This is a genomic window from Bifidobacterium [indicum] DSM 20214 = LMG 11587 (assembly GCF_000706765.1).
Lineage (GTDB): Bacteria > Actinomycetota > Actinomycetes > Actinomycetales > Bifidobacteriaceae > Bombiscardovia > Bombiscardovia coryneformis.
In genome coordinates this window covers 1,517,703-1,540,604 of record NZ_CP006018.1, presented here as the reverse complement: position 1 = coordinate 1,540,604, position 22,902 = coordinate 1,517,703, and the positions used below count along the sequence as shown (strand labels likewise).

At 60.5% G+C, this 22,902-nt stretch carries 21 protein-coding genes, 1 tRNA gene and 1 pseudogene; 15 read left to right on the top strand and 8 right to left on the bottom strand.

The features are described from left to right. Nucleotides 1-51: 51 nt before the first annotated feature. The 3 genes from BINDI_RS06260 to BINDI_RS06250 all read right to left on the bottom strand — a co-directional run bounded on the left by BINDI_RS06260 (nt 52) and on the right by BINDI_RS06250 (nt 3,190). Nucleotides 52-1,545: an ABC transporter substrate-binding protein gene (locus BINDI_RS06260; RefSeq protein WP_041031350.1), complete on the bottom strand. Its 1,494-nt coding sequence runs from the start codon at nt 1,543-1,545 to the stop codon at nt 52-54. Nucleotides 1,546-1,632: 87 nt separating this feature from the next. Beyond that, a complete protein-coding gene (gene nth, locus BINDI_RS06255; protein WP_033491302.1) occupies nt 1,633-2,265 on the bottom strand; it encodes an endonuclease III in 633 nt (210 codons plus the stop codon). A 91-nt stretch (nt 2,266-2,356) separates the two neighbouring features. After that, nucleotides 2,357-3,190, bottom strand: a complete 834-nt coding sequence (locus BINDI_RS06250) for a winged helix-turn-helix transcriptional regulator (RefSeq protein ID WP_033491189.1) — start codon at nt 3,188-3,190, stop codon at nt 2,357-2,359. A gap of 206 nt (nt 3,191-3,396) precedes the next feature. Here BINDI_RS06250 and BINDI_RS06245 point away from each other — a divergent pair, with 206 nt between their 5' ends. After that, entirely contained in the window at nt 3,397-4,167 is a 771-nt protein-coding gene (locus tag BINDI_RS06245) for a hypothetical protein (RefSeq protein WP_033491190.1), read from the top strand. A 23-nt stretch (nt 4,168-4,190) separates the two neighbouring features. Here BINDI_RS06245 and BINDI_RS06240 read toward each other — a convergent pair whose 3' ends face one another. From BINDI_RS06240 to BINDI_RS06225, 4 genes are all read right to left on the bottom strand, one after another. Continuing rightward, nucleotides 4,191-4,850: a manganese efflux pump MntP gene (locus tag BINDI_RS06240; protein ID WP_081830884.1), complete on the bottom strand. Its 660-nt coding sequence runs from the start codon at nt 4,848-4,850 to the stop codon at nt 4,191-4,193. A gap of 213 nt (nt 4,851-5,063) precedes the next feature. Further along, nucleotides 5,064-5,708, bottom strand: coding sequence for a DUF421 domain-containing protein (locus BINDI_RS06235; RefSeq protein WP_033491193.1), 645 nt, complete (start codon nt 5,706-5,708; stop codon nt 5,064-5,066). Nucleotides 5,709-5,711: 3 nt separating this feature from the next. Then, nucleotides 5,712-6,158, bottom strand: coding sequence for a DUF3290 family protein (locus BINDI_RS06230; RefSeq protein WP_033491195.1), 447 nt, complete (start codon nt 6,156-6,158; stop codon nt 5,712-5,714). A 218-nt stretch (nt 6,159-6,376) separates the two neighbouring features. After that, a complete protein-coding gene (locus BINDI_RS06225; RefSeq protein WP_033491197.1) occupies nt 6,377-6,868 on the bottom strand; it encodes an inorganic diphosphatase in 492 nt (163 codons plus the stop codon). A gap of 261 nt (nt 6,869-7,129) precedes the next feature. Between BINDI_RS06225 and BINDI_RS06220 the strand changes: the two genes are divergently transcribed. Then, nucleotides 7,130-11,005, top strand: coding sequence for an LPXTG cell wall anchor domain-containing protein (locus BINDI_RS06220; RefSeq protein WP_033491199.1), 3,876 nt, complete (start codon nt 7,130-7,132; stop codon nt 11,003-11,005). Nucleotides 11,006-11,163: 158 nt separating this feature from the next. Here BINDI_RS06220 and BINDI_RS06215 read toward each other — a convergent pair. Then, nucleotides 11,164-11,240, bottom strand: a tRNA-Met gene (locus BINDI_RS06215). Nucleotides 11,241-11,366: 126 nt separating this feature from the next. Between BINDI_RS06215 and BINDI_RS06210 the strand changes: the two genes are divergently transcribed. The 13 genes and pseudogenes from BINDI_RS06210 (at nt 11,367) to BINDI_RS06150 (ending at nt 22,859) form a co-directional block, all read left to right on the top strand. Beyond that, nucleotides 11,367-12,428: a homoserine O-succinyltransferase gene (locus BINDI_RS06210; protein WP_033491201.1), complete on the top strand. Its 1,062-nt coding sequence runs from the start codon at nt 11,367-11,369 to the stop codon at nt 12,426-12,428. A gap of 176 nt (nt 12,429-12,604) precedes the next feature. After that, nucleotides 12,605-13,420 (top strand): F0F1 ATP synthase subunit A, encoded by an 816-nt coding sequence (atpB, locus tag BINDI_RS06205; protein ID WP_033491203.1) that lies wholly within the window; start codon nt 12,605-12,607, stop codon nt 13,418-13,420. Between the two features lie 164 nt (nt 13,421-13,584). Continuing rightward, a complete protein-coding gene (gene atpE, locus BINDI_RS06200) occupies nt 13,585-13,812 on the top strand; it encodes an ATP synthase F0 subunit C (RefSeq protein ID WP_015022486.1) in 228 nt (75 codons plus the stop codon). A gap of 69 nt (nt 13,813-13,881) precedes the next feature. Beyond that, entirely contained in the window at nt 13,882-14,427 is a 546-nt protein-coding gene (locus BINDI_RS06195; RefSeq protein ID WP_033491206.1) for a F0F1 ATP synthase subunit B, read from the top strand. A 48-nt stretch (nt 14,428-14,475) separates the two neighbouring features. Then, nucleotides 14,476-15,303 (top strand): F0F1 ATP synthase subunit delta, encoded by an 828-nt coding sequence (locus BINDI_RS06190; RefSeq protein ID WP_033491208.1) that lies wholly within the window; start codon nt 14,476-14,478, stop codon nt 15,301-15,303. Nucleotides 15,304-15,354: 51 nt separating this feature from the next. Then, the gene (gene atpA, locus BINDI_RS06185) at nt 15,355-17,016 is read left to right on the top strand and encodes a F0F1 ATP synthase subunit alpha (RefSeq protein ID WP_033491210.1); all 1,662 of its coding nucleotides are present in this window, start codon (nt 15,355-15,357) and stop codon (nt 17,014-17,016) included. A gap of 3 nt (nt 17,017-17,019) precedes the next feature. Beyond that, nucleotides 17,020-17,976, top strand: a complete 957-nt coding sequence (locus BINDI_RS06180) for a F0F1 ATP synthase subunit gamma (RefSeq protein ID WP_033491212.1) — start codon at nt 17,020-17,022, stop codon at nt 17,974-17,976. A gap of 8 nt (nt 17,977-17,984) precedes the next feature. Next, on the top strand, nt 17,985-19,472 hold the full coding sequence (gene atpD / locus BINDI_RS06175) for a F0F1 ATP synthase subunit beta (RefSeq protein ID WP_033491213.1): 1,488 nt from the start codon (nt 17,985-17,987) through the stop codon (nt 19,470-19,472). Continuing rightward, a complete protein-coding gene (locus BINDI_RS06170) occupies nt 19,472-19,756 on the top strand; it encodes a F0F1 ATP synthase subunit epsilon (RefSeq protein ID WP_033491214.1) in 285 nt (94 codons plus the stop codon). Before atpD ends, BINDI_RS06170 begins: the two co-directional genes overlap by 1 nt. Nucleotides 19,757-19,921: 165 nt before the next feature. Beyond that, the gene (gene nucS / locus BINDI_RS06165; protein ID WP_033491215.1) at nt 19,922-20,788 is read left to right on the top strand and encodes an endonuclease NucS; all 867 of its coding nucleotides are present in this window, start codon (nt 19,922-19,924) and stop codon (nt 20,786-20,788) included. Nucleotides 20,789-21,051: 263 nt separating this feature from the next. After that, complete coding sequence (gene nrdH, locus BINDI_RS06160) at nt 21,052-21,294, top strand: glutaredoxin-like protein NrdH (protein ID WP_033491216.1); 243 nt, start codon at nt 21,052-21,054, stop codon at nt 21,292-21,294. 248 nt (nt 21,295-21,542) lie between these two features. After that, nucleotides 21,543-22,198, top strand: a pseudogene (locus tag BINDI_RS06155) (amino acid ABC transporter permease). After that, nucleotides 22,185-22,859 (top strand): amino acid ABC transporter permease, encoded by a 675-nt coding sequence (locus BINDI_RS06150; RefSeq protein ID WP_033491219.1) that lies wholly within the window; start codon nt 22,185-22,187, stop codon nt 22,857-22,859. Before BINDI_RS06155 ends, BINDI_RS06150 begins: the two are co-directional and overlap by 14 nt. Nucleotides 22,860-22,902: the final 43 nt, after the last annotated feature.

The following is a 22,902-nucleotide window of genomic DNA, read 5'->3' as shown; positions in this document are numbered from 1 at the left end:
CCAGCATTTTATGGACGAACAATGACAAGGAGCCGGCGTCTGCCGGGCATGTCAGTGCCTGACCTCCAGGTTCCACAGGGGGAGGTACTGGTCGACCATGGTATGGGGCATGCCCTGAAGTCTGGAGGAGGCCAGAATCCGGGGGGTGCGGGCATAGAGCCAATCACTGGGGGAGAGGTCGCTGACCTGGCGTGCGTATGCCCCGAGCCGAGTCGCATACTCCTCCTGACTGGCCGAGCCGAGTACCTGATTCCAGGCGTCCTGGACTGCACGGTTGTCGAAGAGCATGGTGGTGTTGGGGTCTGCAAACCGGCCGATCTGATCATTATCCATGGTCAGGATGGTCATGTCGTAGTCGTGGCGGTTCAGGACCTGGTCGCGGAAGGTGGGGCGGTCCACCATGGTGACCCTGCTGGGTATCCCCACTGCCGAAAGTTGGGAGGCGATCATGTCTCCGATCTGCCTGCCGTAGGTGTCCTGATAGACCAGGCGCAGGCCGCCCTTGTAATAGGACTGGGAGTAGTAGGAGGCGAACTGGGAGGCCTTTTCGGAGTCGTGCGGGAAGGCCTGGAGCCCGGCATCAAAGCCCGGACTCATTTCATTCAGCGGCCCCCCCAGGGGTTTGGCGCCTCCGGCCTCAAGACTGGCCAGGGACTGGCGGTCAAGGGCGTAGCGGACAGCCTCGCGTACGTGCTGGTCGGAGAACAGGGAGTCGGGACTGTTGTTGAAGGCCAGGACCAGGTTGTTCTGACTGGGGCCGGTGGAGAGTTTGACCTCACTCCCTGCCCCGTCCGCCGCTTCCTCGGCCGGGGCCGCCTCGGTGGGGGTGAGGTCGACGATGGCGTCGAGGGTTCCCTTCTGCACCTGCTCGACCGCGTTTGCATCCTGGCTGTTGTAGGTCAGGACGACGGTCGCCGTTTTGGCCGTGTCCGGCCCCTTGTACTGGTCGTTTCTGGTCAGGGTCAGCGATGATCCCGGTCGCCAGTCCTTGACCTTGTAGGGGCCCGACCCTGCGGATGCGACGGAGTAGTTCACCTGGGCCTGACGGTCGTAGACAATACCTGCACGGCCGCAGAGGGCCCTGGGGAGGTGGGCATCGGGCTTGCTCAATCCGATGGTCAGGGTGGTGATGGACGGGGTGTTGACCTTGGCCAGGTTGGTCAGCCACTCATGTCCGACATACTGTTTTTCGACAATCTGCTGGAGGGACCAGAGGGCATCGGAGGAGTCCAGGACCCGTCCGTCCGCGAACCGTGCGTCGGCGCGGATATGGAAGGTGTAGATGAGTCCATCGGTGGAGACGTCCCAGCTCTGGGCCAGACCAGGGGCTGGATTGCCCTGTGGGTCGGGGGTGAGCAGGGTCTGGTAGACGTTCCCAAGGAGGGCCTGCTCGATCGGCAGGTCGGTTTCGGTACGGATGTCCAAGGACTGCGGGGCTTCGCGGGCGGCTATGTGGATGGTGTCATCGGATCTGAGGATTCCCAGGCGGGGATTGCCTCTGCCGATGATCAGAGGCCAGGCCAGATAGACACCGGCAGCCAGCATCGCAGCCACCAGGATGAAGATGATGCCTGGATTTGGAGGCCTTGCCCTTGTGCTTTGCCATGCTCCCGATTCTAACGGGGCGGCGGGTCAGTCCAGGATTCCGGCGCTGGGGCAGGTTGCGGACAGCGGGCAGTTCAGGCAATCCGGCTTGCGGGCATGGCAGGTCTGCCTGCCGTGGAAGATCAGTCGGTGGGAGAGGTCGGTCCAGTCCTCGGGAGGGAAACAGTCACATATCTCGTGCTCGATTTTGACGGGGTCGGGGTGGGTGCTGCGCCAGTCCGTCCTCCACCGCAACCGGCCCGTGACCCGAGTGACGTGTGTATCCACAGGGAAGCCGGGAATCCTGAAGGCATTGCCCAGGACCACGTTGGCGGTCTTGCGTCCCACTCCCGGCAGCTGGGTGAGCTCCTCCATGGTCTTGGGCACCGTTCCCTGGAAGTCGTCGACCAGCATCCGGGAGAGTCCCACCAGGTGCTCCGCCTTGGCGTGGTAGAACCCCACGGAGTGGATGATGTCCTCGATATCGAGGGGGTTCGCCCCGCCCATGGCCGCGGGGTCAGGGTAGCGCTCGAAGAGCTCCGGAGTGACCGAGTTGACCCGTTTATCCGTGGTCTGGGCACTCAGGACCGTGGCTACAAGAAGCTCGAAGGGGTTGTGGAAGTGAAGGGCGCAGTAGGCTTCCGGGTACACCTCCCGGAGGATGTCATATTCGGCGTGCATTCTGGCCAGGCGTTCGGCCTTGGACTCCCTTCCGCCGGTTCGCCTGCCTGCAGTGCCGTCCCCATCGGTATCGTTCTTGCCGGATTCTCTCCTACTGGTCACTGTCGTTCGGCTTCTTTTCCTCTGCCTTCCCCTTCCGGGGTGAGGCGGTTGAAGGTGCAGGACCCTGGGTTTGGGGGTCGCCCTGCGATGGGGGCTGTACCCGACCCCTGCCTGCCTTCGCTGATTCGGGCGGGTCAAACCGGTATCCCACGTTTCTCACGGTCCCGATCAGGTGTTCGTATTCGCCACCCAGCTTGGCTCTCAGACGGCGGATGTGCACGTCGACCGTTCTGGTGCCGCCGTAGTAGTCGTAACCCCAGACCTCCTGGAGGAGTTGGGCCCTGGTGAAGACCCTGCCCGGGTGCTGAACCAGGTACTTGAGCAGTTCGAATTCCTTGTAGGCCAGATCGATGGGGCGTCCGTGAACCCTGGCCGTGTAGCTCTCGGTATCCACCACCAGGTCACCGCAACGAACCCGGCCCGTGGGGACCTGATCCTCGGTGATGCGTTGATGCTGGTCGGCCTGGACCTGGGGGGTGTCCCGCTGGCAGACCAGGCGCAGGCGGGCCTCCACCTCGGCCGGGGAAGCGGTTTGGACCACCACGTCCGCCACGCCCCATTGGGCGTTGACCACGGTGAACCCTCCCTCGCTCAGAATCAGGATGATCGGTGTTGTCAGTCCCGAGGCGCGTAACAGGCTGCAGATGGTCTTGGCGTTCGCCAGGTCGTCGCTGGCATCGATGAAGAGGACGGTGTCCTCGGGCATCTTGACCAGTGAGGCGGCATCCAGGGGGAGGACCCTGACGCGATGGGAAAGGAGGGCCAATGCCGGCAGAACAGTCGCGGGATCCTTGGCAAAGGTCATCAGCGTCAGATCGGTCATGCCCCACCCTCCTTCATCGTGTGCAGTCCACTGTATGCGAACAGGATGAACAATTGTCATCATTGTACAATCAGGCTTGTCGCCGGTCTCACAATCCGATACAGGGTATTCCGTGCCGTGACCGTCCTCAGGGAGGGTGCCTGGCTTAGGATTGTTGATAACGACCGGTCAATGAAACCTGCCGAAACCGGCGAACAGGAGGATACGTGGTGGATACCGTCAAGCGGACCGGGGGTAAATCCCCCATGGTGGCCCAGCTGCTGGCCCTTGCCCTGCTGATTCTGCCCTCCCTGGCGGCCTGGGCGCTGGGAGTCCTTGGTGTGTCCGGTATCCTTCAGGCAGTTCTTGTGGTGGTCGCCATATTCGCCCTGGTGGCCTGCTGGCCCTTCGTGGGTCCAGGTATCCCCACCGATCCGGATAGGGGTATCGCCGCCCTGCTGGGTCTGATATCGCTGGCTCTTGTCTTCATCCTGCCCGGCTTTACGGGTCTGGAAGGGATCTGGAGCAGTGGGGGCGACCCGGGTTCCACCTGGCCCTTGGCCAGGCTTTGGTTGGAGTCCACCGGCCTCCTGCTGACCATCCTGGCTGTGGTCATGTTCGTCCGGCAGATGGCCCGGGAGAATCGGCGAATGGTGATTCGCGGCATCTCCGCCACCGCCCTTTCCGGTCTGGCGGTGGTCTGTGCGTCGGGATGGGTCCTTCTTCCCTCCCTCTGCTCGCTTGTCGCCGGTTCGATGGAGGCCGCCCCTCTGGCCGTGGTGCTGGTTGTGGTGGTCGGTCTGATTCTGCTGGTGGGGCTTGTCCTGGCCGGTAGGGAGTGGGGGCGGGATCTGGCTGTCGCGGATGCCGAAGAGGTCGAAAAGACCGGCCAGACCAATCGTGTTGGGCCTGCCTGGTTTGGGATGGCCCTGGTGCCGGTCATGCTTTCCGGAGCCTTGGTGGCGCTGTCCATTACGGCCCTGCACTTCCTGGTCTGACAACTCCCCTGTCTGTTAGTGGTTCAGGGGAGGATGCCCAGGTGCTCCATGAATATCTGGACGCCCATGGCGATAAGTATGATGCCGCCTGCTATCTGGGCCGGCTTGCACCATCGCGCCCCGAAGAGGTTGCCGATTCGCAGGCCGAGCATGGAAGCCAGGGCCGTCACCGTTCCTATGACCAGCACGGCCAGCCAGATATTGACATCCATCAGGGCCAGGCTGGCACCGACCCCGAAGGCATCGATGCTGGTGGCGATGGACAGGGGGAGCATGTTCCTCCAGGAGAAGGGTTCCTTGGCCTGGGTCGACGGCTGGTCCTCCTTGTAGGCGATCGCCTTCGATCCGGTCTCCTCTGAATCGGTTTCTTCCCGGCCTGCCTGGCCCTGTTCGGCTCCCTCCTCCTCATCGGGTTCGAAAACCGCCTCGCGAATCATATTGATGCCGATGATTCCCAATAGTCCCATGATGATCCAGTGATCAACCGCTGTTACATAATCTTCAAGCAGGGAGGCGGCGAAGTAACCGATCAGGGGGAACAGGGCCTGGAACCCTCCGAACCAGAGTCCGACCAACCAGTGATGACGTACTTCAAGCTTACGGACGGTGAGTCCCTTGCCTATGGACACGGCAAAGGAATCTGCGGACACGCCTAGGGAAATCAGTATGAGTCTGATGAACACAGCATTCCTCGAGATGTTCATCCCACAAGGGGATGGGCCTCGACCAGGTTTCCTCGAACCCGCCTACGCCTCGGGTGCGTTGACAGCGGAACTGCCGAATAGTCGGCTTTGAATTCGCTGAATGCTGTTCACTTGTCACGCCTACTAGATACAAGTGCTCAGTATACCCAACTGAGGCGGGGCGTGGCAAGGTGTTTTCGTCGACGGGCCGCCCTATTTATCCCGATATGTGACCGCGTAGAGCTTCCCATTCTGATATCGGGCCATGTAGACGTCAGAGACCTTCCTGATTCCCTTGTCGTTCAGGCTCTTCATCAGCCACTCCTCGTCCTTGCCCATCATGTCCAGCACATCGGGATCGGCCCGGCCGTCCAGGATTACCGGATAGCGCACGTCCTGGTCCTCCTTGGAGATGACCGTCAAACCGCCGTTCTGCTCGACGATGCATCGCTTGACGTCCCGTATATCGTTGATTCCCTTGGTCCGCAGCTTGAAATCAACCTCCTTGGCGGTCAGGTTCACCTTCAGGCAGTTCCTGACCAGGAGTTCCCCGTTTTTGATGATGGTGACCGGCTCCCCGTCAATGTACTTCCCCACGATGTGGATGTGGGTCTTGGCATACCTGGTCAGCAGAATCAGCGCAGCCCAGATCAGCAGGATGACGACATACTGGGCCATGGAAATGGAGTTGCTGTAGATCACGCCGCCGATGATGCCGCCCAGTACGTAGTTCTGCAACTGGTCCATGGGTGAGGTGGGGGCAAGGTTCCCCTTGCCGGTCACGTTGATCAGGAGGGTGATGAAGAGAAGACCGACAATCAGCTTCAGGGCCACGTTGACGTAGAAATTGATATCCATGGGTCACTCTCCAATCACGGTGATGTCGGGCTTGTAAAGGTCGGCCTTCTCCAGGAGGAACTCCGAGCCGGAACTGTTGAACACCAGGGTGTAGTAGCCCTTGGGTGTCTTGATGATCATGTCGTTGTTCCTGGAGGTGTCGTTGATGCTGATGGTCCGGGGGTCCACGTCCAGCTTGGCCGCCGACTTCTCGATGACGACGGTCAACTGGCCGCTCTGGACACTGGCCGTGCGCAGGTTGGTGAAGTCGCTGTACTGTATGGCGGCAGCCAGCAGGAGGAGGGTGCCCAGGATGATGGCCAGGTCCTTGAATTTCCGATCCCACTTACGTCGGGCATACATGACCAGGAAGAAGAGGAAAGCCAGGGCCAGGGCGACGATGATGACGATCTTGATCAGCCGCCAGTCGGTCTGGCCCCCTTTGAGATAGGTATAGGTATAAAAGGTCATAGCGGCTCCCTGCTATTACGGGCATCTCCTACTTCGCATGGTAGACGGGTCAAGAGGTAATCGATGGATTTGAGGCGGTGCGAGCGCCCTTGCTCGGCAACACTGTGAGCAGTTGCACATTCATCTGCGGATATGCAAGTGGTGTGCCGACAATACGGGGAATGTCGACACACCACTTCCGCCACAATGGGCGGTGAAATCAGAACGGTCCGTTGCCCTTACTTCTGGTTGGCCAGGCGCTCGCGAGCGGCCTTGATCTCGGTTTCGGCAGCCTCGGCATTGGTCCAGAAGTCGCCGGGCATGACCTCCTTGCCGGGCTCCAGGGCCTTGTACTGCTCGAAGAAGTGCTTGATCTCCTGCTTGTGGAAGTCGGAGACATCGTCGATGTCCTTGATGTCATCGAAGCGGACATCGGCGGGCACGCAGAGAACCTTGTCGTCGCCGCCCGCCTCGTCGACCATGTGGTACAGGCCAACGGCGCGGCACTCGATGATGCAGCCGGGGAAGACGGAGTTCGGAATCATGACCAGCGCGTCCAGGGGATCGCCGTCCTCGCCCAGGGTGTCCTCGATGTAGCCGTAGTCGTCGGGGTAGCCCATGGAGGTGAAGAGGGTACGGTCCAGCATGATGCGTCCGCTTTCGTGGTCCACCTCGTACTTATTGCGCGAACCGCGGGGAATCTCGACCAGCACGTTGAAGGTCTCTGCCATAGTCCTGTCTCCTTTGTCTGGCCGTGGCCACGCGGGCTCGGCCGAATCGGGTGTTTTCTCATACACAGCATAGCCAGGCGGGCGCACATTCGACCACATCCTTTCCGGGTTGAGAGCCTGGCCGGTTCCCGGGGTCATACTCAGGGTCCGCGGGGTGGAGGATGCCTGGCTGGATGACTTTCGAAGACAGTGCATTTCCGCCCCTGCTCCCAGCCTTGGCCATCCCTGGCCGAGGATTTCAATCCGAAGAAAAGGACGAAGATGAAACAAAGAAGACAAGGCCCCAGTCCGCTGGCTTTGGTGATTGCCCTGGTGGTCATGCTGGTGCCGCTGTCGCCGGCCATGGCGGGAGGTGGGTCCGGGCATGCCGGAGGCGGCGCAGTGGGGCATGGCGCCTTTTGGCAGGGCTGGGCCTACCGTGACGATGATTCGGGAGGGTTTGGTGGTTATACGGTAGCCAGTATCGACAAGGCCTTTGGGGTCATGCGTATCAGGGACGGGGCGAATGGCACCACGGCCCGGGTCAAGCGGGAGGCCTTGGAGGAGGCCAACAGGAACTGCATGGGCAGATTTGACCAGGCCCATCCCGACAGGGTCGGTCAGGGGAACTGCCGGGTCACCGGCGTGGGCGTCGTTGTCGGCATGAGTGATGGGCAACGGGTCTTCGACGGGGTGAGCATGGCCCAGCACTCCATTTGGATGGACAACTGGCGACGGTCCGTGGCGGTCCGGCCATACAGCAACCGGGGTGTCTCCTACCGAACAAGCCAGGCTTTTTGGGACCAGCCCGGAGATTCGCTGGATGGATTGGCCGAGCGGTATGCCGGCAACGAGCGCGGCATCTCCCTGGTGGTGATCATGCTTAACGACTTCGAACCCAGGCCGGCCGATCAACCGCCAACCCAGGCCGACAAGCAGGTCGAGCTGGGGACCAGTGCGGACCAGATGACGAATCAGACGCGGATTACCACGGATACAGGAGCCAACGGCCGTGAACTGGTTTTCCGAGACGACTTCCAGCCCATGGGGCAGCGCTACACCGTCGGCAACCAAAGGGTGGTTGACCTGACGGATGGGCAGGACCTGAGCGGTCGCTTTGACTTCAACACCGTGACCGGGGCCACCCCACCCGCGAATCGTGCCGTGGCCGTTTGGCGGGGAGGTGACATGCCGGCGAACCATGTCTGGCAGTGGGGCCTGGATGTGACCGTGCACCAGCCGACCACCAATATCCTGCAGGATACGGGTGCTGTCTGGTGGAAGGGGGTAACCCTTGAGGTCGAGCATCCTACCCCGACACGGAGCTTCTCCACCTGGGCACCCAACCCTGACAAGTCTTGGGTGCTCCGAAACCCTTCAACAGGCCAGTGGCGCACCGTCATCGATCCGGAACGCACCAACCGGACCGGAGCCGATGGTCATGTCTTTCTGGACGGTGACGAGGTCGGTGCCGTGGTCAACGCCACCGTGGATTCCGGCCTCATCCAGGCTCCCGACTTGCTTTCCTTGGATGACGACTGGTCCGCCGCCGACTATCTGGTTGATCAGGAAGGTGCCGAAAAGGTGCGGGTCTATGAGGCCAAAGGTGTAGCGGATGGTGATGGCCGTTACCGGCAAAGCAGCGTTTCGGACATCAGTGAGCATGGTGTTGACGTGACCGATCGGTTCGATATCACCGCTTCTGGAACGACGGTCAGAGCCAGGGCCAAGAGCGGTTACCTGGCGCGTCTGCAGAGGATGCCGAACCCCTTGCAGGTGACCATGCTGGTGCCGTTCGTCGTCAACTTCGCCAATGGTGGCGGGGCGGCGCAGGTCCGGCAGGATATGGGCAAGGGCCCGGGTGAAGAGGTGAACTTCTGTGCTGCCATGCCTGCCCAGCCGGGTGGGGACGGGTCCTTGACCAACAGGGGATTCCAGACCGTCAATGGGCAGACTGCTGAAACCAACCGTCCGGGTATCTGCGCCTACCTGCCTCCCGTCAGGAAGGACGTGGTCTCCGAGTCCAGCCAGGGAGGCACCCAGGGAAGTGTGGACGGAAAGATCGTCCATCCCGGCCAGCGACTGGAGTACCAGCTGGACTCACAGCCCTCCCTTCCCGCAAGCCTGGCCTATCCGGTCAAGGAGATTACCTTCACCGACACCTACGACCAGTGGTTCAGGCCGGACAAACAAACCCTTGAGATGATGGACCTTGCCAAGGGTAGGCCGATTCCCAAGAGCGGATACTCTACGCATTGGGACGATCGCCTGCACCTGGTCCGTGTTTCGCTGAAGGATGCGGGTCTGATTGGGCAGTGGCGGGCCTCGGGCAATCCCAGGGTCCAGCTTCGCTTCGAGGGAGTGGTGGATAAGGCGGCCCCGACCGATCATCGGGTGGACAACCAGTGGGTGCTCACCATCAATAACTCCCTGACCCCCTCGAATCGGGTCGTCAACCCGCCCCCGAAGGTCAACCCTGTCAAACGTGTTGTCAGCTCCCGCGATCAGACGGTCAACATCGATGGGCGGACCCTTCTCCAGGGGGATACGGGGGTTTACCGGATAACCATGGATGTCAGCCAGTCCGACCTGGCATACAAGGTATGGAGACTTGGCCTGGTGGATGACTTCGACGATGAGCACCTCAGCATTGATCCGGGCCACATCCGGGTCATGGGATCAGACGGGCAGGACTACACCGCTCGGTTCAACATTCAGATTCAGGGTGGGGTTGTGTACGCCTTCGCCAGGACCGTCGACACCTTCATCCCGGCAACCGGCCTGACTGTAAACGGCGATCCGCAGCCCGCGGATCTGGCGGCCTATGCTCGCAGAATCGGGCATAGCCCTCTGGGTGAACCGTCCATCGACCAGTCCCTGCTCGGGCGCACCTATGATCTCATCCTGCCGTACCGGGTCATCAGGGTCGGGCGCGGACAGGTGCTGAGGAACCAAGGCATACAGGTGTTGAATGACATCAGGCGCAAGACCAACGTCGTCTCCAACCCCCTGCAACCCCTCAATCCTGCCAAGGACGTTGTGGTGGCAGTGGGAGGCAGGGGCTCAGATGGCAGGAGCGTCTACCGTGACGATTCCTTCCTGTACAGGTTGGACTCAAGCATCCTTCCCCCAGGCAGGGCCTACCCCCAGGTGGACCAATGGCGGATTGAAGACCAACTGGTCCCTGCCGTGGATCGGTTTACGGGGCAGTGGGCCGTCTACGCCTCTCGGGACCTGTACCGGGGTGGCAAGGTTCTGGTTCATAAGGGTGGGCAACTGGCTGGTTCCGACTTTGATGCTTCGCCATTGGGCGGTGATCTCTTCACCCTGGTTTCCGGGTCGGATGGGAAGGTTGCGATTACCGCCACGGCAACATATCTGGCCATGGTTTCCGCCATGCCCGACCAGGAGGTGGGGTGGCGAGCCTACCTGCAGTGTCGTCGCCTGGTCACCGTCGATAGGCATGAGAACCGCTTCACCGAGTACTACCAGGACAAGGTGATTCCCTCCAATGCGGTGTGGACCAGGACACCGGAGCTGACCCCAGGCCTGCATGTGGAGAAGTTCGACAAGGTCAGCGGGTATCCGGATGGCGATCGGGACCATCCCAGCCAGGCCCTGCCTGTCGCCGGTGATACGGATATTGTCTTCCGCATCACCAACGATTCCGGCAAGGATCCGGGTACAGGAGGAGGTCCCCTTTTCCGGGCCAAGGATCTCACTCTGGAGGATTGGACGGTCAATGGCGGTGGCCGGGTCATTGACTTCAGGTATCCGCAGGGGTGGAATGACCTGATTCTCAAACCCGGACAGTCAGTGGACGTTCATGGAACCCTGGTGGGGGTGTCCGGACACCATACCGACAGGGCGAGGGTAAAGGGAAGTCCACTGACCACCTGTCCGGTCGATTCTCCTGACTCCATGCCGGATCAGGACGGCTCCCTGACCCGGACGGCCGCAGCCGGAGGATCCGAGCCGGTCGAGGGGCAGACCCTGTGCGCAGACACCGAGGTTGAGTCCAACCTTGATGACTGGAATGGGACCTCGTCAGGCTTGTCGGCAACAGGTGCCCAGGTTTCCCTGGCCCTGGTCCTGCTCACCATCTCGTCCTTCGTCGGGTTGGTCGTCCTCCTTCTCGTCAGGAAGAGGCGGAAGTAGCCGGTGATCCGAAAAGGCAGCCGGTTTTGACCCCTGGAGACCCCTACCCTTTTGCCCGTCCTGGCCCCTGCTCTCCAGATTTCCTCCGGGAAACCTCAGAGTGGTGAGCGATGGCGGGGGAAAAGAAAAACCTGGAATTCCTCAGAATTCCAGGCCACTGGTAGCGGGGTCAGGATTTGAACCTGAGACCTCTGGGTTATGAGCCCAGCGAGCTACCGAACTGCTCCACCCCGCGTCGGCTGTGTTGCACAGCAGTTATCCATCTTACGGATTGGTCGACTTTTGTCAAGTTTGGGCGATTGCGTGGGTCACCAATCGGAAGTCCCGGGGTCGCCGAAACCGGATAGGGGATAATGGACCTATGCCTATCACCGTCCCCACCGGGTTGCCTGCCAGGTCCATCCTGGATTCGGAGCGCATCTTTGCCCTGGAGACCCATGAGGCGGAACGTCAGGAGATGCGCCCGCTCAGGCTGGTCATCCTCAACCTGATGCCCAAAAAGGTGGAGACCGAGACCCAGCTCCTGAGGCTGATTTCCAAGTCGCCCCTCCAGGTCGACGTCGACTTCATGAAGACCTCCACCCATGAGGCCACCCACACCAGCCAGGATCACCTGGTCAAGTTCTACGAGAACCTGGATGCGCTCCGGAACAACTGCTACGACGGCCTTATCGTAACCGGGGCACCGGTAGAGCAGCTGGAGTTCGAAGAGGTCGACTACTGGGATGAACTGACCCGTATCCTGGACTGGGCCGGTAGCCATGTCTTTTCGACCATGTATCTCTGCTGGGGTGCCATGGCCGCCCTCTACCATCGGTACGGCGTCGCCAAGCACCTCCTCGACCGTAAACTCTTTGGGGTCTTCCCCCAGTACCTTCAGGACGAGTACTGCTTCATCACCAACGGGTTTGACGAGATTTCCCTTCAACCCCACTCCCGCCTGGCCGGTGTGGACGAGGACCAGGTGCGGGCCTGCCCGGACCTGCAGGTGCTGACCTGGGGCCCCCAATCTGGTCCCGGCTTGATCTGCACCCAGGACTTTTCGGAGATATTCTCCCTGGGCCACTGGGAGTATGACCGCGCCACCCTGGCCCAGGAATATCGCCGCGATACGGATAGGGGGCTCTGCAATGTCCCCTTCCCGACCAACTACTTCCCCCACGACGACCCCACCCTGGAACCCGTCTTTTCATGGCGGGCCCACGCCAACCTCCTTTGGCGCAACTGGCTGAACTGGGTATATGAGACCACTCCCTACGACCTGGCCATGGTTCCGGCCCTGCGTGCGGCCGGCAAGTTGGGCACGGACCGGTCCATCAGGCACGAGCCGGGTGCGCCCCGTCGTGACCGGTACCGCCCCCTGGGAACCGATGGATATGGGCTGGTCAGGGGAGGCTTCGACAAGGTCAATGAAGAGTTTTAATCTTCCTATCGGCCAGTTCCGGATGGAATTTTCGGTGCCCAATCTGATTTTCGTAACAAGCCTGTGAGGTGTCGGTTACGAGCAAGCGATGTGTTGGGCTACACTACCGATACGGTGCCGCTAAATAGAGCGTATCCGCGCTATAGTGAGCACTACGTCGTTTCAGGAGGCGATAGATGTTAGAGGCAATAGGGAGTGGGACAATCAGTCTGGCCATGGCCACGCCGAGCGAGCTCCCTTCCGTTGACGATTTTCTGCCTCCGGAGATCCTTTTCCAGGGGACGCCATTCGCCATGAACCGGATCATTCTGGTCAGGCTTGTCGCCATGCTGGTCATTCTTTTGGTCCTGGGCATTACGGCTTCCCGGGCCAAACTGATTCCCTCGCGCTGGCAGGGGGCTGTCGAGTGGGTTATCGAGTTCATTCGCGACTCCGTGGTCTACGACACCTTGGGCGAGGTACGTGGCAAGCGCTACGTACCCATGATCACGACCATCTTCCTGACCGTCCTGGTGTTCAACCTCTGCGGCATCATTCCTGGCATGAACATCGCGGCCACGGCCACGATCACCATGCCCCTGGTGTTCGCGCTCTGGACCTTCTGCCAGTACATGATCACCGGCATCCGGGAGCAGGGGTTCTGGGGCTACTTCAAGACCGAGCTCTTCCCCGCCGGGGTGCCCTGGCCCCTGTACATCATTCTTACCCCCATCCAGTTGCTTGAGATGATCATCGTCAAGCCGGCCTCCCTGACCATCCGGCTTTTCGCCAACATGGTCGCCGGTCACCTCCTGGTGGCCGTCAGCCTGGCCTTCACCCAGTTCTACGTCATCGAGGCCACCAACAAGCTTCTCGCCCTGGCGGGCGTCGGCTGGTTCGCTCTGGGCTTTGCCCTGACGGCCTTCGAGATTTTCGTGGCTGCCCTGCAGGCCTATATTTTCGCCATCCTTTCAACGGTTTATATCTCCATGAGTTACCCCGAGGAGGACTGAACCGATGAATCGCAACCGCAGACTCCGGTAAGGGGCATATCCTGGAGGCCCCGTACGGGCGTCTGACGTTTGCATCAATAGAGTTTTGCGGTACCGACAGGTTCACAGCGGTCGGTACCGTGCCAAGATCCAAGAACCGGCAACGGTTTAGGAAAGGAAAATAAATGGACATCATCACTCTTGCTGAGGTCTCCGGCAATCTGAGCATCCTGGGCTACGGCATCGCCGCCCTGGGTCCTGCCCTGGGACTGGGCATCGCGGTGGGCAAGACCGTTGAGAGCATGGCCCGTCAGCCCGAGATCAGCGGACAGCTGCGTACCACCATGTTCATCGGTCTGGCCCTGATTGAGGTGCTGGCACTGCTGGGCTTCGTGGCTCTCTTCATCGCCTGATTCCATGCGGCGGATGCATCGCCATGATGCACAAGATGGCATGGCTTCGATAGCGGAAAGGAGGAGCCAATGAACGCAGTAGCAGCCGGCAACGGGATAGAACTGTTCATCCCCAAGCTCTACGACATTGTATGGTCTTTGATCATCCTGCTCATTCTTGCTGTCTTCTTCTATAAGTTCTTCATGCCGAAGTTCCAGTCGATTTTCGATGAGCGCTCGGCCAGGATCGAAGGCAACATCCAGAAGGCCAAGAAGGCGAAGGATGATGCCGATGAGGCCAAGAAGAAGTATGAGGACCAGTTGGGCAAGGCCCGCGTGGAGGCTTCGCAGATTCGGGATGACGCCCGGGCCGAGGCATCCAGGATAGTCGCAGATGCCCGTAGCAGGGCCGAGACCGAGGCGAGCCAGATTACCGAGAACGCCCAGCGTTCCCTGCAATCCCAGCAGCAGCAGGCCCTGGTCTCCCTGAAAGGTGAGGTGGGTACCCTGGCCACCGCACTGGCGGGCAAGATCCTGGGTTCCCAGTTGCAGGACAGTGCCGTGCAGTCCTCCATGATCGACTCGATCATCGCGGATGCCGACAAGGACGAAGCGGACAAGCAGAAGGCAAGATGACTGACAGGCAGACTGCAGGATCATCGTTCACGCGGAAGGGGAGGTGAGATGCGAGGAGAGACTTCACTGGCCTCCGACAAGGAGACCCGCGACAAGTATGCACCCCGGCTGAAGAGCAAAGGGGAGGATGCTCTCCGTGTCGCCACGGAGCTCTATGCCTTCGTCAACCTGCTGGATGCCAACAAGACCCTGGAGAGGGCCCTGACCGACCCCTCCCGTTCGGCCGCCGACAAGCAGCAGGTGATCGACCTGATTCTGGGCCAGGAGGCCGACCCCCTGACCGTGGATATCCTCCACGACCTGGTGGCCCACCAGTGGAGCAGGATTGCCCACATCGCCAATGCCGCGGAGGACCTGTCCGTGGATGCGACGGCCTATTATGCCGACGCCCTGGGTATCACCAACCAGGTTGCCGGTGAGCTGGCAGAGATACACTCCGCCCTCCTGGGCATGCCCCTGGTGCTCTTCCGCCTTTCGGATGAGTACGGCAGGCCCGAGGCCCGGGTGAATCTGCTGAAGTCCCTGTTGGACGAGCAGGATATGCACCCGGTCACTGAGCAGCTCGCCCTGAACGCCACCCAGGATCTACGCGGGCGGCGCTTCCCCGACACGGTCATGTGGCTGGTCGACAGGTTCTCCGAACACATGGACCAGGTCATGGTCACCGTCACCACGGCGGTTCCCATGAGCGATGAACAGTCCAGCCGTATCCAGGATGTATATGGACGTAAGTTGGGTAAACCGGTCCATATCAATTCGGTTGTTGACCCATCGGTCCTTGGTGGCATGAAGGTCCAGTACGGGTCGGTCTCCACGGACGGCACGGTGGCGACCCAGCTGAAGCACCTGCGACGGCGGATGACGACGGCGGGATGAGGCCGGAAAGAGAATGACAGACTTGAACAAGAACGAAAATAAGGAGTGATCATGGCAGAAATGACCATTGATCCCGCCGTTGTGCGCAAGGCGCTCGACCAGTTCGTCGAGTCCTACCAGCCGACGAATACCCCCACCGAGGAAGTGGGCTACGTTCGGACGGCCGGCGACGGTATCGCGCACGTAGAGGGACTGCCCGGCTGCATGGCCAATGAGCTGCTGACCTTCGAGGACGGCACGCTGGGCCTGGCCTTCAACCTGGACGCCAGGGAGATTGGTGTGGTCATCCTTGGTGACTTCGCAGGGGTCGAAGAGGGCCAGGAAGTCCACAGGACGGGGGAGGTGCTCTCGGTCCCCGTCGGTGACGGCTACCTGGGACGCACGGTGAACCCGCTGGGTGAGCCCATTGACGGTCTTGGAGAAATCAAGAGCGAGGGTCGAAGAATACTCGAGGCCCAGGCTCCTGACGTCATGCACAGGCATCCCGTCGACGAGCCCCTGTCAACCGGCATCAAGGCCATCGACGCCATGACCCCCGTTGGTCGGGGTCAGCGCCAGCTGATCATCGGTGACAGGCAGACCGGCAAAACGGCTATCGCCATCGACACGATCATCAACCAGAAGCGGAACTGGGAGTCGGGCGACCCCAAGAAGCAGGTGCGTTGCATCTACGTGGCCATCGGACAGAAGGGCACCACGATTGCTTCGGTCCGTTCCTCCCTAGAGGAGGCCGGGGCCATGGAGTACACCACCATCGTGGCCTCCCCGGCTTCCGACTCCGCAGGGTTCAAGTACATCGCCCCCTACACCGGTTCGGCCATCGGCCAGCACTGGATGTACGGCGGCAAGCACGTTCTGATTGTCTTCGACGATCTGAGCAAGCAGGCGGAGGCCTATCGGTCCATCTCCCTCCTGCTCCGCCGCCCGCCGGGGCGTGAGGCGTATCCCGGAGACGTCTTCTACCTGCATTCGCGCCTGCTGGAACGCTGCGCGAAGCTCTCCGATGATCTGGGTGGCGGTTCCATGACCGGCCTGCCGATCATCGAGACCAAGGCGAACGACGTCTCGGCCTATATCCCGACCAACGTGATTTCCATCACCGATGGTCAGATATTCCTTCAGTCCGACCTCTTCAATGCCAACCAGCGTCCTGCCGTCGATGTGGGCATCTCCGTCTCCCGAGTGGGTGGCGCCGCCCAGACCAAGGCTCTGAAGAAGGTCTCCTCGACCCTGAAGATCTCCCTGGCTCAGTATCGTTCGCTTCAGTCCTTCGCCATGTTCGCCTCGGATCTGGATGCGGCCTCCAAGGCCCAGCTGACCCGTGGAGCCAGGCTGACCGAGCTGCTCAAGCAGCCCCAGTTCACGCCCTACTCCATGGAGAAGCAGGTTGTTTCCGTCTGGGTCGGCACCCACGGCAAGCTGGATGATCTGGACCTGGAGGACGTCCTGCCCTACGAGTCCGGCCTCCTGGATTACCTGGACCACAACACGGACATCCTCAAGACTATCCGTGATACCGAGGACTTCACCAAGGAGACCGAGCAGGCCCTGGAGAAGGCTGTGGACGAGTTCGCCAAGACCTTCGTGACCCACAACGGCAAGACCCTGGACGGTCGTCAGGCCGAGCAGGATGAGGAGGACCAGCCGGTCGCGGTCCAGCAGGAGAAGCTGGTCGCCGAGGGTGGCAAGAGCGGTAAGGCCGGGAAGCGGTAGATCATGGCCTCACAACTCGCATTCAAGTCAAGGATCGCCTCTACAAGGGCCTTGGAGAAGATCTTCAATGCCCAGGAGATGATAGCCTCCTCGCATATCGCCAAGGCCCGTACCGTGGCCCTGGATGCGAAGCCTTACTCCGATGCGATCTTCGATGCGGTCCAGGCTCTGGTGGCCCATACGGATGACATCCGTCATCCGATTGTCCGGAAGGACGAAAAGAACCCGCGTGTGGCCGTTCTGGCACTGACCGCCGACCGTGGCATGGCCGGTGCCTACACCTCCTCGGTCATCAGGGAGACGGAGTCCCTGCTGGAACGTCTGGACCGGCAGGGCCGTCAGCCTGAACTCTTCGTCTACGGACGTCGTGGCATCTCCTACTACAAGTACCGCAACCGGGACATCGCCAGAACCTGGGAGGGTGAAAGCGATCGGCCCGGGGTGAATGTAGCCAGGGAGATATCGGATGCTCTCCTGGAGACCTATATGACTCCGGCTGAAAAGGGCGGGGTCTCCGAGCTCTATATCGTGTTTACGGAGTTCATCAATATGGTCGTCCAGAAGGTACGCGTCCTGCGGATGTTGCCGCTGGAACTGGTTCGTCCCGATGAGGAGGATCCTCAACAGGCCGTGGATTCGCCCGAACCGGGAGACCAGGGCACGGTTGGCGAGCCCGGCAGTCACTATGCGGCCCTGTATGACTTCGAACCCAGTCCCCAAGAGGTATTGGATGCGGTTCTGCCCAAATACATCCAGTCACGCATCCACGAATGTCTGCTCACCTCGGCCGCCTCGGAGACGGCCAGCAGGCAGAACGCCATGCACACGGCAACGGACAACGCCAGAAGTCTGATCGACGATCTGACCAGGAAGCTCAATGCCTCCCGTCAGGCCTCGATCACCCAGGAACTTACCGAGATCGTCGGCAGTGCCGATGCGCTCAACAAAGAGGAAGAGTAGGAACGCCAATGGTTGCACAGCAAGCAGAGACGACCACAGCGAGCCACCAGCAGGATTCGGCCTCCAAAGGCCGGGTCACCCGTGTCCAGGGATCGGTCATCGATGTCGAGTTCCCGGCAGGCCACCTGCCGGATATCTACAACGCACTGACCGTCGATCTGAGCAAGTCCTCCGACACGGAGGGCGAGTCCCTGACCACGATCATGCTGGAGGTCGAGCAGCACCTGGGTGATTCCACGGTGCGTACGGTGGCCCTGAAGCCCACGGACGGTCTGGTCCGCGGTGCCACGGTCACCGACACGGGTGGCCCCATCGAGGTGCCCGTGGGTGATGTGACCAAGGGGCACGTCTTCGATGTGGCCGGAAACATCCTGAACAAGAAGGATGGCGAGAAGATAGAGGTCAAGGATCGCTGGCCCATCCACCGCAATCCTCCTGCCTTCGACCAGTTGGAATCCAAGACCCAGATGTTCGAGACGGGCATCAAGGTCATCGATCTGCTGACCCCCTATGTAGAGGGTGGCAAAATCGGTCTGTTCGGCGGTGCAGGCGTGGGCAAGACCGTGCTCATCCAGGAGATGATTCAGCGTGTGGCCCAGAACCACGGCGGTGTTTCGGTCTTCGCAGGCGTCGGAGAGCGTACCCGTGAGGGCAACGACCTGATCGGAGAGATGGAAGAGGCCGGCGTATTGGAGAAGACCGCACTGGTCTTCGGCCAGATGGACGAGCCCCCGGGGACCCGTCTGCGTGTCCCGCTGACCGCTCTTACCATGTCGGAGTACTTCCGCGACGTGCAAAACCAGGATGTGTTGCTCTTCATCGACAACATCTTCCGGTTCACCCAGGCCGGTTCCGAGGTCTCGACCCTGCTGGGCCGTATGCCCTCGGCCGTGGGCTATCAGCCCAACCTGGCGGATGAGATGGGTGCCCTCCAGGAGCGCATCACCTCGACCCGCGGTCATTCGATCACCTCCCTCCAGGCCATTTACGTGCCTGCGGATGATTACACCGATCCCGCACCCGCCACCACCTTCGCCCACCTGGATGCCACCACCGAGCTCAGCCGCGATATCGCCTCCAAGGGCATCTACCCGGCTGTCGACCCGCTGGCCTCGACCTCCAGGATTCTGGACCCCCGCTATGTCGGCCAGGCTCACTATGACTGCGCCAACAGGGTCAAGGCCATCCTGCAGAGGAACAAGGAGCTCCAGGACATCATCGCCCTGATCGGTATCGACGAGCTGGGCGAGGAGGACAAGACCACCGTCAACCGAGCCCGTAAGATCGAGCAGTTCCTGGGGCAGAACTTCTACGTGGCCGAGAAGTTCACCGGTCGCAAGGGTTCATATGTTCCGGCGGACGAGACCATCGAGGCCTTCACCCGCATCTGCGACGGCGCCTATGATGACGTGCCCGAGCAGGCCTTCTCCGGCATCGGCGGTATCGATGACCTGGAGAAGAAGTGGCATAACATGCAGAAGGAATACCAGGCATAATGGCAGGCACTGAAAAGACCTCCATGCAGGTCACCATCGTTTCGGCCGACAAGCCTGTCTGGTCAGGGCAGGCTCGGTCGGTCACGGTGCCGGCCACGATGGGTTCCATGGGTATCATGCCGGACCATGAGCCGATTCTCGCCCTGCTCAAGGAGGGGGATGTCTCGGTTCAGACCCCGGACGGAGGGAAACGGAGCTTCCACGTTGACAGCGGCTTCGCCTCTTTCGATACCAACATACTGACCGTGGCCGTTGACCACTCCATGGACGACCAACAGGGCTGAAATCGGTCCCGTCTGGCCGGTGGAGGCTCCGCTTCCACGGCCGGCCAATCCGGACCGTCGAGGGTCTGCCCCTGCCGGGCAGACCCTTTTCTGTTCCCTTATCAGGGCATCTTTGAATACCACGGGCGGACGGTCCGATGTTGGCTTGCTGATATATTGGCTCACGTGCGAATCATTGTTGCCGATTGCTCGGCTGAATACTCCGGACGACTCAACACCACCCTGGGTCCCGCCAAGCGGGTAATCCTGGTCAAGGCCGATCAGAGCTGCCTCATCTTCTCGGAACTCGGATCCTATAAGCCCCTGAACTGGATGTGCGCTCCCTGCACACTCAGGGAAATCGTTCCCGAGGAATGCCCCGACACCAGCCCGGACAATGGGGGAGACGGTGATTCCGGCGACAAGAAGGCGGGCGATGCTGATATTGCCGGGCCGGGAGGCGAAGAAGAGAGCCCGACTTCCGCAGAGGAGGCGGACCAGGCCGAATCCGCAGCGCCTGAAAGCCTGATTGCCCAGGAGCAGGATGAGAACCAGTCCGGCTCGGTTCGTAGGGTGCTCAGGGTGTCTGCCGGTAAGAACAGCGATGTGCTGACCATACGGCTCTACCAGATCTACTCCGATCAGACCTTTGACCTGGGTACGGACCCGGGGGTGGTCAAGGATGGAGTGGAGGCCCATCTTCAGCGTTGCCTGGCCCAGCAGATCGAACGGATCGGCGAAGGTGCCAGGTTGGTCAGGCGTGAGTATCCCACCCCGATAGGGCCTGTGGATATCATGGCCATTGACGGAGAAGGCATGCATGTGGCCGTTGAAATCAAACGAAATGGCGGCATAGACGGGGTGGAGCAGCTCACCCGTTACTGCCAGCTTCTCAACCGCGACCCTCTGCTGGCCCCGGTCCGTGGAATCTTTGCCGCCCAGACCATCACGCCCCAGGCCCGTACCCTGGCCGAGGATAGGGGATTCGAGTGTCTGGTGCTGGACTACGAGGAGATGAAGGGCACCGACGACGGCGAACTGACCCTCTTCTGATGGAATCGTCGCCACGACGGTCGGGTTGTGAGACGGATATCACACATATGTGATTTTCGGCCCGAAAGGGCCTGATATCACTAGATATAGTGACTAGACCCATGACACGCCACTACTGATGGTGTTGTGCTTTCTTGTGGGGCTGTGTACAGTGCAATCAACAGGTTCGGGTTGGACCCGGTTCGGATTACCGGAAAAGGTGAGCTGAACGGACTTCCGAACGAGTGAAGGATACAAACCCTACCATCATGGGGAAGGCGATTATGTCGATTACGGTCTACACCAAGACGCACTGTCCGCAGTGTGATGCCACCAAGCGTCAGTTGACCAAGCAGGGCTTGGACTTCGACCAGGTGGATCTGACCGCGAATCAGGAGCTGGTTGACCAGTTCATTGCCAAGGGCTTCAAGCAGACACCGATCGTGGTTACCGATGAGGATACATGGAGCGGATACCGTCCCGACATGATCAAGAAGGTAGCGGCGACAGCCAAGGTCTACGCCTGATCAACAGGACGAAGAAGGGCCCGGTTCATGGAATATGAACCGGGCCCTTCTGTATTTCTCCCAGGTTTCGTCCACTCGGCATTCGCCGCGCATGGTGGGGAAGTCAGGGAGCAGGTGGATAACACGATATCCGTTATTCATATAACCAGAAGCGCACATGGGAACCCCACGTCCCCTAGGATGGGCACCAGATACCGGCCCGCATCAGAGGAAGCCTCGAACAGGGTACCGGAAAGGAGTCTGATGGCATGAACTGGTCCTTCATGGCACAGAATGTGCATTTCTTCGTCAATGCAGCTTACATGACCGTCTTCTCATCTCCTTCTTTGGTGTGGTCTTCGCTCTTCTGGTCGGGTTGCTCTGTGCTGCCGCCGAGGTCTCGCACATCCCCCTGGTGGCCTCCGTCGCCAGGGTCTACATCGAACTCTCCCGGAATACGCCACTTCTGGTTCAGCTCTACTTCCTCTACTTCGGATTGCCCAAGCTGGGAATAAGCTGGAGTGCCCAGACCTGCGCCATCGTCGGCCTGGCCTTCCTGGGAGGATCCTACATGGCCGAGGCCATGAGGGGCGGGTTTGAGGCTGTGCCCAGGGTGCAGCGTGAATCGGCCAAGGTCCTTGGGTTTTCCCCAAGTCAGACTCTGATTCATATCATCCTCCCCCAGGCCTTGGGCAGTGCGATTCCCGGGGTGGTCGCCAACGTGATTTTCCTGGTCAAGGAATCTTCGGTGGTCTCCGCCATCGCCTTGGCCGATGTCATGTACGTGACAAAGGACCTGATGGGGATTTCATATGACACCTACGAGTCCCTGGCGCTGTTGATTGTCACCTACCTGATCATTCTCCTGCCCATATCGATCATCGGAACGGTCCTGGAAAGGAGGTTTGACTATGCACGGCGTTGAAATCCTCTTCCAGCCTGGCGTTTTCCCCCGTCTTTTCACGGGGCTCTGGGTGACTGTCTGGATAGCCGGCATCTCGGTCATCCTATCGATTCCGGTCGGTCTTCTGGTGGGGTGGCTGATGACGGTCCGAAACGGACTGGTACGTGCTGTCATGCGCATATACCTGGATTTCATCCGGATTATGCCCCAGCTGGCCCTGCTCTTCATCGCCTTCTATGGGTTCGCTCGGGCCTTTGACTGGAATCTGGATGCGACCGGGGCCTGTGTCCTCGTCTTCGTCCTCTGGGGTGGGGCGGAGCTGGGTGACCTGGTCCGCGGTGCCCTCGAATCCATCCCACGCAGCCAGTACGAATCGGCTTACGTGCTTGGTCTCAGCTCATGGCAGACCTTCCGGCGGATTATCCTGCCCCAGGCACTCCGGCGGATGCTTCCTGCCAGCGTCAACCTGGCCACGCGCATCGTCAAGACGACCTCGCTGGCGGCGCTTCTGGGTGTCATCGAGGTGATCAAGGTGGGGCAGCAGATCATCGATGCGAACAGGTTTGCGTACCCCCAGGCGACCCTGTGGATATACGGGGTGATTTTCTTCATGTATTTCTTCATCTGCTGGCCCCTCTCCCTGGTGGCGCGGCATCTGGAAAAGAGGTGGGCTCATGACTGATGGACAGGAAAACCGACCATCCGCCGGGACCGTAGACCAGGTT

Bases quoted from the DNA above. Each gene is read 5' to 3' on its own strand.
- BINDI_RS06260 (WP_041031350.1), bottom strand. From the start codon at position 1,545: ATGCTGGCTGCCGGTGTCTATCTGGCCTGGCCTCTGATCATCGGCAGA.
- nth (WP_033491302.1), bottom strand. From the start codon at position 2,265: ATGCACGCCGAATATGACATCCTCCGGGAGGTGTACCCGGAAGCCTAC.
- BINDI_RS06250 (WP_033491189.1), bottom strand. From the start codon at position 3,190: ATGACCGATCTGACGCTGATGACCTTTGCCAAGGATCCCGCGACTGTT.
- BINDI_RS06235 (WP_033491193.1), bottom strand. From the start codon at position 5,708: ATGGATATCAATTTCTACGTCAACGTGGCCCTGAAGCTGATTGTCGGT.
- BINDI_RS06230 (WP_033491195.1), bottom strand. From the start codon at position 6,158: ATGACCTTTTATACCTATACCTATCTCAAAGGGGGCCAGACCGACTGG.
- BINDI_RS06225 (WP_033491197.1), bottom strand. From the start codon at position 6,868: ATGGCAGAGACCTTCAACGTGCTGGTCGAGATTCCCCGCGGTTCGCGC.
- BINDI_RS06220 (WP_033491199.1), top strand. From the start codon at position 7,130: ATGAAACAAAGAAGACAAGGCCCCAGTCCGCTGGCTTTGGTGATTGCC.
- BINDI_RS06210 (WP_033491201.1), top strand. From the start codon at position 11,367: ATGCCTATCACCGTCCCCACCGGGTTGCCTGCCAGGTCCATCCTGGAT.
- atpB (WP_033491203.1), top strand. From the start codon at position 12,605: ATGTTAGAGGCAATAGGGAGTGGGACAATCAGTCTGGCCATGGCCACG.
- atpE (WP_015022486.1), top strand. From the start codon at position 13,585: ATGGACATCATCACTCTTGCTGAGGTCTCCGGCAATCTGAGCATCCTG.
- BINDI_RS06195 (WP_033491206.1), top strand. From the start codon at position 13,882: ATGAACGCAGTAGCAGCCGGCAACGGGATAGAACTGTTCATCCCCAAG.
- BINDI_RS06190 (WP_033491208.1), top strand. From the start codon at position 14,476: ATGCGAGGAGAGACTTCACTGGCCTCCGACAAGGAGACCCGCGACAAG.
- atpA (WP_033491210.1), top strand. From the start codon at position 15,355: ATGGCAGAAATGACCATTGATCCCGCCGTTGTGCGCAAGGCGCTCGAC.
- BINDI_RS06180 (WP_033491212.1), top strand. From the start codon at position 17,020: ATGGCCTCACAACTCGCATTCAAGTCAAGGATCGCCTCTACAAGGGCC.
- atpD (WP_033491213.1), top strand. From the start codon at position 17,985: ATGGTTGCACAGCAAGCAGAGACGACCACAGCGAGCCACCAGCAGGAT.
- BINDI_RS06170 (WP_033491214.1), top strand. From the start codon at position 19,472: ATGGCAGGCACTGAAAAGACCTCCATGCAGGTCACCATCGTTTCGGCC.
- nrdH (WP_033491216.1), top strand. From the start codon at position 21,052: ATGTCGATTACGGTCTACACCAAGACGCACTGTCCGCAGTGTGATGCC.
- BINDI_RS06150 (WP_033491219.1), top strand. From the start codon at position 22,185: ATGCACGGCGTTGAAATCCTCTTCCAGCCTGGCGTTTTCCCCCGTCTT.